The 12,490-nt window shown below is 60.8% G+C and carries 9 protein-coding genes; 5 read left to right on the top strand and 4 right to left on the bottom strand.

Annotation, left to right across the window (positions count from 1 at the left end; genetic code table 11):
- Positions 1-102 precede the first annotated feature (102 nt).
- Together QZ564_RS01780 and rocF are read right to left on the bottom strand one after the other, a co-directional pair.
- The gene (locus QZ564_RS01780) at positions 103-1,137 is read right to left on the bottom strand and encodes an ornithine cyclodeaminase (protein ID WP_297103770.1); all 1,035 of its coding nucleotides are present in this window, start codon (positions 1,135-1,137) and stop codon (positions 103-105) included.
- Positions 1,138-1,147: 10 nt separating this feature from the next.
- Positions 1,148-2,119, bottom strand: coding sequence for an arginase (gene rocF / locus QZ564_RS01775; RefSeq protein WP_297103768.1), 972 nt, complete (start codon positions 2,117-2,119; stop codon positions 1,148-1,150).
- Positions 2,120-2,235: 116 nt separating this feature from the next.
- On the opposite strand from rocF, the gene QZ564_RS01770 reads away from it, so the two are divergent.
- Positions 2,236-2,667: an Lrp/AsnC family transcriptional regulator gene (locus QZ564_RS01770; RefSeq protein ID WP_297103766.1), complete on the top strand. Its 432-nt coding sequence runs from the start codon at positions 2,236-2,238 to the stop codon at positions 2,665-2,667.
- 230 nt (positions 2,668-2,897) lie between these two features.
- The gene (lon, locus tag QZ564_RS01765) at positions 2,898-5,324 is read left to right on the top strand and encodes an endopeptidase La (protein ID WP_297103764.1); all 2,427 of its coding nucleotides are present in this window, start codon (positions 2,898-2,900) and stop codon (positions 5,322-5,324) included.
- A gap of 46 nt (positions 5,325-5,370) precedes the next feature.
- Here lon and QZ564_RS01760 read toward each other — a convergent pair whose 3' ends face one another.
- The gene (locus QZ564_RS01760) at positions 5,371-7,368 is read right to left on the bottom strand and encodes an NAD-dependent epimerase/dehydratase family protein (RefSeq protein WP_297103762.1); all 1,998 of its coding nucleotides are present in this window, start codon (positions 7,366-7,368) and stop codon (positions 5,371-5,373) included.
- Between the two features lie 62 nt (positions 7,369-7,430).
- A complete protein-coding gene (locus QZ564_RS01755; protein WP_297103760.1) occupies positions 7,431-8,720 on the bottom strand; it encodes a glycosyltransferase in 1,290 nt (429 codons plus the stop codon).
- Between the two features lie 422 nt (positions 8,721-9,142).
- Between QZ564_RS01755 and QZ564_RS01750 the strand changes: the two genes are divergently transcribed.
- From QZ564_RS01750 to QZ564_RS01740, 3 genes are all read left to right on the top strand, one after another.
- The gene (locus tag QZ564_RS01750) at positions 9,143-10,354 is read left to right on the top strand and encodes an LL-diaminopimelate aminotransferase (RefSeq protein WP_297103758.1); all 1,212 of its coding nucleotides are present in this window, start codon (positions 9,143-9,145) and stop codon (positions 10,352-10,354) included.
- A gap of 89 nt (positions 10,355-10,443) precedes the next feature.
- Positions 10,444-11,415 carry an iron-siderophore ABC transporter substrate-binding protein gene (locus QZ564_RS01745; protein ID WP_297103756.1) on the top strand — a complete coding sequence of 324 codons (972 nt, stop codon included), beginning with the start codon at positions 10,444-10,446 and terminating at the stop codon, positions 11,413-11,415.
- 11 nt (positions 11,416-11,426) lie between these two features.
- Entirely contained in the window at positions 11,427-12,407 is a 981-nt protein-coding gene (locus QZ564_RS01740) for an ABC transporter substrate-binding protein (protein WP_297103753.1), read from the top strand.
- The last annotated feature ends 83 nt before the right edge of the window (positions 12,408-12,490 follow it).

The following is a 12,490-nucleotide window of genomic DNA, read 5'->3' as shown; positions in this document are numbered from 1 at the left end:
ACGCCGGGCCTCGCGCCCGGCGTTATTGTTTGAAGAGCTGTGATCTCGGAAGACCTCATGGGGAGGCGCGCGAAGCGCCTCGGGCCACGAGGTCGTGGCGCGTCAGGCCACCCGCATTCCCATCTCCACTCCGCCCAGCAGGGCCCCGTAGAGATCTTTGGGATTGCCGAGATCAGGCACGAGGTCGAGCCGCTTGCCGCGGCCTTCCATCAAGTCGTGCACCAGCCGCAGCGCCGAAAAGTCTTCGACAGCAAAACCGACCGAGTCGAAAACCGTGACAGCATTGGTATCGGTTCGCCCGGCCTTGCGCCCGGTCTCAACCTCCCAAAGCTCAGTCACTCCAAACTCGGCGCCCATCTGCTGGATTTCGCCTTCGATCCGCGTCTGTGGCGTGAATTCCACGAAGACCTGCGCATCGTCGAGAATGTTGCGATCGAGTTCAGTCTTGCCCGGGCAGTCGCCGCCAATCGCGTTGATATGTACGCCCGGTTTGAGCATATCCCGCGAAACCAGTGCCTGCCGGCCTTTGACGGCCGTGCAGACGGTAACCATATCTGCACCGGCCACCGCCGGCTCGACAGACGACGCTGCCCGCAGCGTCAGCCCAAACCCGGCGGCGTTGCGCATATACTTTTTCACCACTGCCGGGTCGGGGTCGAACACCACGACCTCCTTGATGCCCAGCACTTCTTGGAAGGCGAGCGTCTGGAATTCCGACTGGGCGCCCGCGCCGATCAGCGCCATCACCCGGCTCTCCGGCCGCGCCAGCAGCTTTGCTGCATAGGCCGAGGTCGCCGCCGTCCGCAGAGCCGTCAGCAGCGTCATCTCGCTGATCAGCAGGGGATAGCCTGTGGCGACATCCGACAGCACGCCGAAGGCGGTGACCGTCAGCTTGCCCTGTTTCGGGTTGCCCGGATGCCCGTTCACATATTTGAAGCTGTAGAGTGCCCCATCGCTGGTGGGCATCAGCTCGATCACGCCGATCGGCGAATGGCTGGCAATCCGCGGCACCTTTTCAAACTGCCCCCAGCGGGCAAAGTCGTCTGCCAGGTACTCGACCAGCCGCCGCAGGAAACGGCGCGGGCCCATGGTACCGACCATTTTGCTTAGATCGTTCACACCGACGAATTGGGTCATGGGTCTGCTCCTAGCCATTGCTGCTCTGGGCGGTGAGGGCCTCGCGTGCAGTCCGGCGGGGCATGATCTGCCGGCCGAACAGGCTCGCTGTCAGGTCCACCAGCAACCTTGCGCTCATGCCGGCATGGTCGAGGATCGGGTTGAGTTCGACGATGTCGAGCGACCCCATCAAGTTGCTGTCATGGATCATCTCCATGGCCAGATGTGCCTCACGGAAGGTCAATCCTCCGGCCACGGGCGTACCCGCGCCGGGCGCGATGGAGGGATCGACGGCATCGACGTCCAGGCTCACATGCAGATGTCCGTCGTCTGCGGCGACGCGCTCGAGCACTTCGCGGATCAACGCAACCGTTCCTGTTTCATCGATCCGGCGCATGTCGATCACATCGACACCACGTCGCTCAAGCAATTCCCGCTCTGGCCGGTCGATATCGCGGGCGGCGAATATGGTGACGTTTTTTGGGTCGATCCGGCCGCGCCAACCGCCGTCGAATTGCGGACCGAAATCGGGTTCGCCACACGCCAGAGCCAGTGGCATCCCATGAAGATTGCCCGTCTCGGATGTGGCCGGCGTGTTGAAATCTCCATGCGCATCAATCCACAGGACATGGACCGGCTTGCCCTTTGCCACTCCAAAGCGTGCGACGCCGCTTAAGGTCCCCATGGCGATGGAATGGTCGCCTCCCAGGAAGACGGGCTGACGGCCGCCGGAGAGGCTCGCATAAGCGGCCTCGCTGCTTTGCTTGGCCAAGGCGAGCACTTCGGCCTCCCGGGCTTCGGACAAGCGCCAGGGTAGGGCAGGATCGCTTCGCCGCGGGCGAACCAGGTCGCCAAGGTCTGCCACATCATGGCCTTGCGCAGCGATTGCTTCGCCAATGCCGGCGATGCGCAGCGCTTCCGGTCCCATGCCGCATCCACGGCAAGATGCGCCCGCGTCCGTAGGGACACCAATCAGGTCGATGCGCTTGAAGCTGGGGTCCATTGGGGTGCCTCTCCTTGTTGCAGCTCAGTGTGCGCCAGCCAGGTGATGACGAAAAGTCAGAAATGTGCTAGATTTGCGAATGGAACTTCGCATTCTGATAAGCAGAGATGAGCAAAATGGTTCTCGACGACCTCGACCACCGTCTGATCGCGCTTCTTCGCAGCAATGCGCGCTTGCCCATCGCCAAGCTCGCGGCCCATCTCGGGGTTTCGCGTGCCACCGCCAAGGCACGTTTGGACAGGTTGGTGGAGGGTGGGGCTATTGCCGGCTTCACAGTGGTGACGGCGACTGCTCAGAGCCATGGCGTGCGGGCCATCACCATGATTGAGGTCGAGACAAAGCGAGAGGATGCGGTGCTCAAGCGTCTCATGGGCATCCCCGAACTGCGCCAGCTTCACACCACAAATGGTCGCTGGGACTATATTGCCGAGCTGGAGGCTGCCGACGTTGCCGCCTTTGACGAATTGCTGCGCACCATCCGGCAGATCGAAGGCATCGGCGCCACCGACACCTCAATTTTGCTCAAGGCACGCAAGGTCGCCCGCTAGGGTGCGAAACGGCCCCTTTTCTGGCCATGGGCACATCGGTGTTGCCGGATTTTTGGCATATCTCCTGTGCGTTGTGGGGCCAACGTTCACAAAACCGCAAAGCTTGACTTGCGGGCAGGGTGGTCCACCCTATTTATTAACCTGAATCGCCCAGCCTCTAGGGACTGGGCAGTCGCAATACGGGCGCGCTACCACTTCCTCCCTCCGGCGCGCCCCGGAAAGGAAATGTGATGTCGGAAGTTACCTCCACCGGCGAAACGAGCCGGGATCGGGTTTACCCGGTCCTCCCCCTGCGCGACATCGTCGTCTTCCCCGGCATGATCGTGCCGCTGTTCGTCGGCCGCGAGAAGTCGGTCAAGGCGTTGGAAGAAGTGATGCGCGACGACAAGCACATTCTCGTCGTGACGCAGAAAAATGCGCAGGATGATGACCCTGCCCCTGATCAGATCTACCCCACTGGCACCATTGCCACCGTGCTGCAGCTGCTCAAGCTCCCGGACGGCACAGTCAAGGTTCTGGTGGAAGGGCTGCATCGTGCCACCATCGACAACTACCTGCAGACTGAGGAGTATTTCGAGGCCGAGGCCTCCATGCTCCCTGAGCCTGAGGAAGATGCCACCGAGATCGAGGCGCTCGCTCGCTCGGCCCAGTCTGAGTTCGAGAATTACGTCAAGCTCAACAAGAAGATCTCGGCCGAAGTCGTCGCCGCCGTCGGGCAGATCGAGAATGCCAGCAAGCTGGCCGATACCATTGCCAGCCATCTCGTCATCAAGATCCCCGAAAAGGAAGATCTGCTGCAGACTGTGTCGGTCATCGAGCGCCTGCAGAAGGTCATCGGCCTGATGGAAGGCGAGATTGGAGTCTTGCAGGTCGAAAAGCGCATCCGCTCCCGTGTCAAGCGGCAGATGGAAAAGACGCAGCGCGAATACTACCTCAACGAGCAGATGAAGGCGATCCAGCGCGAGTTGGGCGATGGCGAAGACGGCGCCAACGAGGTCACCGAACTTGAAGAGCGAGTGGCCAAGACCAAGCTTTCAAAAGAAGCGCGGGCAAAGGCCGAAGGCGAGATCAAGAAGCTCAAGGGCATGAGCCCGATGTCGGCCGAAGCCACGGTTGTTCGTAACTACCTTGATACGCTTCTGGGCCTGCCCTGGGGCAAGAAGTCCAAGGTCAAGCGCGATCTCGCCCTTGCCGAAAAAGTGCTGGATGCCGACCACTACGGCCTCGAAAAGGTCAAGGAGCGCATCCTTGAATACCTTGCTGTGCAGGCGCGTACGGGCACGCTCAAGGGTCCGATCCTCTGCCTCGTCGGACCTCCGGGTGTCGGCAAGACCTCACTGGGCAAGTCGATCGCCAAGGCGACCGGCCGCGAATTCGTGCGCATGGCACTCGGCGGCGTCCGTGATGAAGCTGAAATCCGTGGCCATCGCCGCACCTATATCGGCTCCATGCCTGGCAAGATCATCCAGTCGCTGAAGAAGGTGGGCAAGAACAATCCGCTCTTCCTGCTCGACGAAATTGACAAGATGGGCCAGGACTTCCGCGGCGACCCGTCTTCGGCTCTGCTCGAAGTGCTAGATCCGGAACAGAACAACACGTTCTCCGATCACTATCTGGAGGTCGATTTTGACCTTTCGGATGTGATGTTCGTCACCACCTCGAACACGCTCAACATTCCCGGCCCGTTGATGGACCGCATGGAGATCATCCGCCTCTCCGGCTATACCGAAGAGGAAAAGCATGCGATTGCCAAGCAGCACCTGATCCCGGAAGCGGCCAAGGAAAATGGCATCGCCCATGGCGAGTTCGTGCTCTCCGACGAGATGCTGATGAAGGTCATTCGCGGCTATACCCGCGAAGCCGGCGTCCGCAACCTCAAGCGCGAAATCTCCAAGCTGATGCGAAAGGCCGTGACCGACATCGTTCGCACCAAGGTCAAGTCGATCGAGATCACTGAGGAGAAGCTCGCCGAATATCTCGGTCCGCAGATCTTCAAGCATGGCGAGATCGAGGCCGAAGCGCAGGTGGGCCTGGTGACTGGCCTCGCCTGGACCTCGGTTGGTGGCGAAATGCTGACCATCGAAGGCGTGATGACGCCGGGCAAGGGCCGCATGTCGGTGACCGGCAACATCAAGGAAGTGATGAAGGAATCGCTGACCGCCGCCCAGGCCTATGTGAAGTCCCGCTGCATCGACTTCGGCATCAAGCCACCCATGTTCGATACGCGCGACATTCACGTTCACCTGCCCGAAGGCGCCACCCCCAAGGATGGTCCCTCGGCTGGTATTGGGCTGGCCACCGCTATCGTTTCGGTAATGACCGGCATTCCCGTCCGCAATGATGTCGCCATGACCGGTGAGATCACGCTGAGGGGCAGGGTGCTGCCGATCGGCGGTCTCAAGGAGAAGCTATTGGCGGCCCTGCGCGGCGGCATCAAGACCGTGCTGATCCCCGAAGAGAATGTCCGCGACCTCCAGGATATCCCGGACATCGTCAAGGAAGGCATGGAGATCGTTCCGGTCAGCCGCATGGACCAGGTCATCGAGCGTGCGCTGGTGCGCAAGCCCGAACCGATCGAGTGGGATTTCGATGCAGAACCCGCCGTGGCGGCCAAGGCGGATCCGGCCGACGACGCCGGCGCCAGTGTGACGCACTGATCGCTGCTTCCACGTCACAAGAATGGCGGCCCCGGGGCCGCCATTTTCATTTCTGCGTCTGGTTTCGCGGAATGTAGAGGTGCTCGACGCCAATATTTGCTGGCACATATTTGCCGCGGTGCAGCCAGAACTGCTCGCCACATGCTGCCCGGGCCATTTCCACCATGGCATGCATCTGTGAGACGTCTCGAGACGTCATCTCGACCCACACAAACCCGCGCCCCGAGACGGGGTCGCGGGTGAACCGCACGCCGATACCCTGTCCGGGCATCAGCTTCATTTCCGGCAGGTGCCGCCTGAGCTTGGCGACGAACTCCGCAGCATGCGTATCGGGAACGCATACCTCCATATTGCGCACCCGCCGCCGCGTATCACGGAAGAATTTGCCGAGCAGACGCTTCGCCGGAACACCTGTCCAAGGTGCCAGCACCCTCTCCGAGGTGCCTACGATCCGCTGTCGCCCGCGCATGCGCAGATTGAGCAGCAGCTTCTGGATCCAGTGCGGCGATCCGCGCATCGGTGGAAACGGCCGCCTGTCGCCCGGCTCGACGCCCTCGACCGGGTTGACATTGTAGACCATCAATTCGTGACTGCGCGGATACCAGTGGACGGTGGTGCTGAAATTGACGCGGTATTCGCCGGCGACGTAATCCTCCAGCCGGCTCTCCCTTTGCCATTCTATGCTGTTTGCGAGCAGCTGGTTGGGGCGGCAGCGAAAGGTGACTTCAGTCACCACAATGCCGCCATCGCCGCGCAATCTGTCCCAGCTTGCCTCGTCACGCGTGGAGAAAACCTCTTCCCCGCGGCTGTCGACGAACCGGATAGCCATGATCACATCATAGACGGAGATATGTTCGGCGCTGCTGCCATGCACTTCGGCAAAGAAGCAGGCCCCTGCAGAGATGTCGACGAATTCGGGCAATGTCGCCAGGGTCAATCCGCGCGGAACCAGATAATCCAGAATGTCGCGTAGGGTTGTGCCGGCCTTGACCGTCAGGGCATCGCCTTCCAGCCCGACAATGCCGGCATAGTGCTCCATGACCAGCTGATCGGTCTGCTTGCGATCGTTGAACCACAGGAAGTATCCACGCCCAATGGCGTGATACGGCTTGCCGCTGCGAACCGTGTTCCGGATGTCGTCCAGCGTTCGTGCTTGTACGACCCGGGCAGGGGGCTCGAAAAAATCGTCCAATGTTCGTCCGGTCGTGATTCCGCTGAGCGACCGTACCTTCTCTGAAGCAACCCGCACGTCATGCGACAAGAACCACAACGTAGAGGGGATGACCCCGCCCGCCACACTGCTCACCCAATCGGGCAGCAGCAATATCGAGCGGTTGGCGAGCTTGGCTGCGTGCCGGAAATAGTCGTCGGACCTGACATCGAGGTCACCGAGATTGACGACCTCATTTGATACGCCGCGCTCGATCAGAGCGAGAAGTTGAGCGGCCAGGTCCTCAACATGAACCAGATTGATCGTACGGCCCCTGAGGCCGATCGGCGCGACCCGCATGGCTCCGACAATGCCGCTCGACCAGGCCATGCCGGGTCCCATGACCATTGTTGGCCGGACGATGAGATAGTTGATCTTCCTGCTGGTACAGGCCTCTATGACACTGGCCTCTTCGGCCATCTTCAGCCGGGTGTAGGCGTCCAGTTTCCCGGTCTCGACCAGGACCGCGTCCTCGCTCTGGTGTGGCGCATTGATCGGATCAAGTGCGGCATAGACCACCTGCGAGCTAAAATAGACAAAGAGCCTGCAGCGTTCCGGCGACAGCAGCTCCAGCAGCCTTTCGGTCGTGGCGCGATTGGTCTCTATGAAGCGCTTGCCCCGCGCCTTGCTGTTGAGCGCAGCATGGACGACAACGTCCGCCGCGGCGACCGCCGAGGCCAGATCACTGCCATTGCTGAACTGCACGGCTTGGATGCCGGGTGGCACTCCGGCCGGGGGGCTCCGATAAACCGCTGTGACCGAATGACGGTCCGAGAAGCTTTTTGCGAGCTGGCGGCCAATGCCGCCACCAGCCCCGACGAGGCAGATATTCATCGGCCGGGTGTCGGCCTGAACGGGCCCGGAGGCGCTCTCCGGCGAGATGTGTTCGCGCCGATTCACCCCGTAACCGGATAGCGCCGCGCGCCCGCCTCGGCAGCCTCTATCGTCGTCTCGATGAACCGCGCCGCGGTCTCCAGCCCTTTTTCTTCCGATAGAATGCGGCCAATACTCTTCGCATTGGCGGCCATGGCCTTGTTGTTGGTCAATTCAAACAAGGCCTTGGCCAGAATTTCTGGTGTGATCGCGCGCAGGCGCACCGGAGCAGGGCCGCATCCCAGTGCTCTCACGCGCCGGCCCCAATAGCGCTGATCATAGGCCTGGGGCACGGTGAAGGTTGGTTTGCCCGCCCGCAGTCCCGCGGCAGTCGTTCCCGCGCCGCCATGATGAACAACCGCCGACACCAGCGGGAAAAGCATGTCATGGGGGGCCTCGGCCACGGCGAACACGGTGTTCGGCAAATCGGCCGGGTTGATCCCGCCCCAGCCCCGCGCAACGATGGCCCGGCCGCCCCACTGCTCCAGCGCGGACCGCAGCAATTGCGTATTGCGCTCGGCCCCGAACGGCATTGAGCCGAAACCGATATAGACTGGCGGCGGGCCAGCATCCAGAAAGGCCTGAAGTTCTGGTGATGGCGTCCAGCCGCTGATGTCGTCCAGAAACCAGAATCCAGTCACCACCGCAGTCTGTGGCCAGTCGCGCGGGCGCGGCGATACAGTGGCGGAAAAATTGTAGAGTGTCGGGATGTTGTTGCCATTGCTGTCCTTGAACAGCCCACCGCGCTTGCGTGGCCCCAAGCCCATCAACTGCTTGCGCACCCGGTCTCGCGGCATGTCGTAATAGGCCTGCTGCAAGTTCATCGCAATGTAGCTGAGCTTGTTGAAGGTGGGCCCCAGATCAGGCACCTCATAGGCGCAAATGGGGAATTCCCTGGTCGGGTTCAGCGGCTGCATCGCCGTCATGATCACGGGGATATCCAACGCTTCAGCGATGTCTATGCCGAAGCTGGTATTGATGTTGACCACGATCGCGTCGGCACCTTGGGACATTGCCCATGCGTTGCGCGCCGCCCGCTCCACCAACGCCTGGCCTTCCCGCAGCAGCGCCGGAAAATGGTGCAGCTTCATCTGGCTGATTGCGTTGTCGAAGCGTGATTCCTGCAACCAATCCTGGATCTTGGTGCCCAGGGAGTGGAACTCCACCCCGTGCGACGTCACCAGCTCCTCAAAGTCCGCATTGGTGCCCAATACGACGTCGTGACCGTCTTCCTTTAGGGTCTTGGCCAGCGCAAGATAGGGCCGGACGTCACCCGAAGTGCCGATTGTTGCGATTGCGACGCGTTTTCCCATGCACCTATCCGAGCAGCCCAGGCCGCGCTTCGGCCGACAAGGTGATTACATGTAAAGGCCGCCTGGCATTTACAAGACTTGTCCGAGGCCATAATAAGACGCTAACCACGGTTGGGTGGTATCAGAAGTCTTTTCTGAAGGGCAAGAGACATGGCGTCCCCGTTCACTGTTGCATGGTTTGGAGCTTTGCTCGCCGGCACACCGGTGGCGGCTCGCGGCGCGGCGGCAGCAAGCGCCCGATAGCTCTTCCCGATGGCCACCTGGTGGCCGGGAAGAGCCGAATAGATATGTCGTCGGCCCGCTTGGGCCGCTTAACCTGCATAAAACCATAATTCCGCGATAATTGGCCTCACATGACAAGAGGCGTGGCGCTTTGGCGCGTCGCGGCCCAGCTACAGGTCCGAGGGACCTCCGAGGAAATAATGAGCGAAGTCTTCCATCGCATCCGCCGTCTGCCACCCTACGTGTTCGAGCACATCAACCCGATCAAGGCCAAGGCGCGCGCCGAGGGCGTTGACATTATCGATCTGGGCATGGGCAATCCCGACCTGCCCACACCTGAGCACATCGTCAACAAGCTCAAGGAAACCGTGCTCGATCCGCGCACCCACCGCTATTCGACGTCCAAGGGCATACCCGGGCTCCGCAAGGCGCAGGCCAGCTATTACGGTCGCCGCTTCGGTGTGAAGCTCAATCCCGACACCCAGGTCGTGGCGACCCTTGGGTCAAAGGAAGGCTTTGCCAATATGGCGCAAGCCATTACCGCTCCAGGCGACGTGGTCCTTGTGCCCAACCCCACCTATCCCATTCACTCCTTCGGCTTCATTATGTCGGGCGGCGTGGTGCGCTCCATGCCGGCTGATCCGAACGAAGACTTCATGCGCTCGCTCGATCGTGCTGTGCGCCATTCCATTCCCAAGCCGATCGCACTGGTCCTGAACTATCCGGCGAACCCGACCGCCTACACTGCAGACCTCGATTTTTACACCGAGGTCGTCAAGTACTGTAAGGCCAACGACATCTTCATCCTGTCCGATCTCGCCTATTCCGAGATCTATTTCGATGACGTGCCGCCGCCATCGGTGCTGCAGGTTCCCGGAGCCATGGATATCGCGGTGGAGTTCACCTCGATGTCCAAGACCTATTCCATGCCCGGCTGGCGTGTCGGATTTGCCGTCGGCAACGAGCGCCTGATCGCCGCCCTGGCGCGCGTGAAATCCTATCTCGACTACGGTGCCTTCACTCCCATTCAGGTCGCAGCCGTTGCTGCATTGAATGGGTCGGATTCGGTGGTCGACGAGGTCCGCAAGATTTACAAGCACCGCCGCGACGTCATGGTGGAAAGCTTTGGACGCTCTGGCTGGACCATTCCGGTGCCGCGCGCCACCATGTTTGCCTGGGCCCCGATCCCAGATCAGTTCGCCCATCTCGGCTCGCTCGAATTTGCCAAGCTGCTGGTGCAGGAAACTGGCGTTGCGGTGGCCCCGGGCGTCGGTTTCGGCGAATATGGTGACCAGTACATCCGTCTCGCCTTTGTCGAGAACGAGCAACGCATTCGCCAGGCCGCCCGCAACGTCAAGAAGCTGCTCGGCGCCAAGACCGGGCAGGGCAATGTGGTGCCTCTCAAGGCCTGACATAATCGGAGTGTCGAACTCCGAAAATAATACATGACAAATGATATCACCTTTTGTATGGAGACTCGTCTCCGTGCAAAGGGTGGTTCATGTCCGTACATTCGCTAGTCTTTTCCGTAGCCATTGCCTTGGGCACGGCTGTTGCCGCCCAGGCGCAATCCTTTCCCGTCACGATTGCGCATGCTCATGGCGAAACTGTCATTCCCGCTGAACCGCAGCGCATTGTCACTTGGGGCTGGAGCAATGAGGACGTCGTCATCGCCCTTGGCGTGACGCCGGTCGGTATGCCCTTTCAGTCATACGGCGGCGGCGACAACGGTATTCACGAATGGGTGGAGGAGGCGTTGGCTGCTTCCGGCGCCCAGACGCCGACCATTCTCGACGCCGGTGGAGAACCACCGATAGAGCAGATTGCCGCTCTGGATCCCGACGTCATCATCGCGGCCTATTCGGGTATCACCGAGGACCAATACGCGCTGCTTTCTGGCATTGCGCCCACTGTCGCCTATACCGGAGCGCCCTGGTCAACCTCTTGGCAGGACCTGACCCTGATCATCGGCAAGGTCCTCGGCAGGGAGGATGAGGCTCAGGCTCTCGTCTCCAAGACAACCGCCTGGGTCGAGGCTGAATTCGCGCGCTATCCGGAGCTCAAGGACGTCACATTCGCCAGCGCAAACGATTATGATGGCTCTATGGCCGTCTATGCGCCGCTGGACGCTCGAATGAAGTTCCTGACCGATTTCGGCATGGTCATGAACCCGAGCGTCGCTGCCATGGCGCCCGGAGACGATGCCTTCTATTACCCACTCAGCTATGAGCTCTTTGACCAGCTCGAAGCCGATATCTTCATCACCTATCACGAAGAACGGTCGGCCCTGGACGCTTGGCTGGCGACACCCGCCGCAAAGACCTATCCGCCGATCGCCAATGGCGGTTTGGCGGCCCTTGTGGGTACCGAAAACGTGGCCTCCGTTTCTCCGCCCAGCGTTCTTTCTCTGCGCTGGGGTCTGCCGCGCTATCTCGAAGTGCTCGCCGCCGCGGCACGAAACGCCCAGAACTAGGAGCGACACCAATGCGCAGTATTCTTGCCGCAGCCCTGTTCGCGACAGCCAGCGCTGCAATGCCGGCGTCTGGTGTTGAGGCCTTTCCCGTAAGTATCGAGCATGCGCTCGGCACCACAATCATTGTGTCGGAGCCAGAGCGCGTTGTTACCTGGGGTTGGTCGGCTCAGGATGTCGTCATTGATTTGGGTATACAGCCCGTCGGCATGCCGTTCTTCGCTTATGGCGGCGGCGATGACGGCATCCTGCCTTGGACGGAGGAACTCCTCGCCGAGAAGGGCATGGAAATGCCCACTGTCCTGCCCAACGCTTCAGAAGTGCCCCTCGAAGCCATTGCTGCCCTAGGGCCCGATGTGATCATCGCGCCCTATTCTGGTCTGACGGAAGACGAATATGCGGCACTGAGCCAGATTGCCCCGGTGGTCGCTTTTCCAGAGCGCGCATGGTTCGCCAGCTGGCAGCAGGTCGTGTCCACGACCGGCCGGGCCCTAGGCCGTTCGGAGCAGGCCGATGCCCTAATCGCAGATACCATGGACTGGATGATCGAGCAGCGGAACGCCTATCCGGATATCGAAGGAACGGTCTTTGCCAACATCGTCAATCGAAATGACGGCCAGGTGTCTGTCCGTATCGCCGGAGACCCTCGTGTTCAGCTATTTGCCGATATCGGTATGGTTCCCGCAGGAGAAGCTGAAGGCGGTGCACTGGTGGACACCAGAATTGCCTACCTGCTGAGCTACGAGAACTTCGATACGATTCCAGCAGACATGCTACTGAGCTTCTTCTCCAACCAGCAATCAGCGGATGAGTTCTTTGCCATGGACCTCATCCAGCTCTCGCCGCTGGTGCAGAAGGGCGCTTATACAATCCTGGTCGGGGACGAACTGACCATGGCGGTCAGTGGCGCCATCACCCCAGCTTCGCTTCGTTGGGGTTTCCCCGAGGTGATCGCCGAAGTGGGGCGGGCGGCCGCCGCCGCCAGGTCCGAATAGGCGCTAGCGTTGGGCTGATCGCCGGATCGGCCCAATTTCCTACTACAACTCCTATTGACGGCTAGGCGAATTCCTATGCACAT

This window comes from uncultured Devosia sp., from assembly GCF_913055165.1.
In the GTDB taxonomy this organism is placed as follows: Bacteria; Pseudomonadota; Alphaproteobacteria; order Rhizobiales; family Devosiaceae; genus Devosia.
Note: the sequence above shows the minus strand (reverse complement) of the source record. Positions and strands in the feature narration are given on the sequence as shown.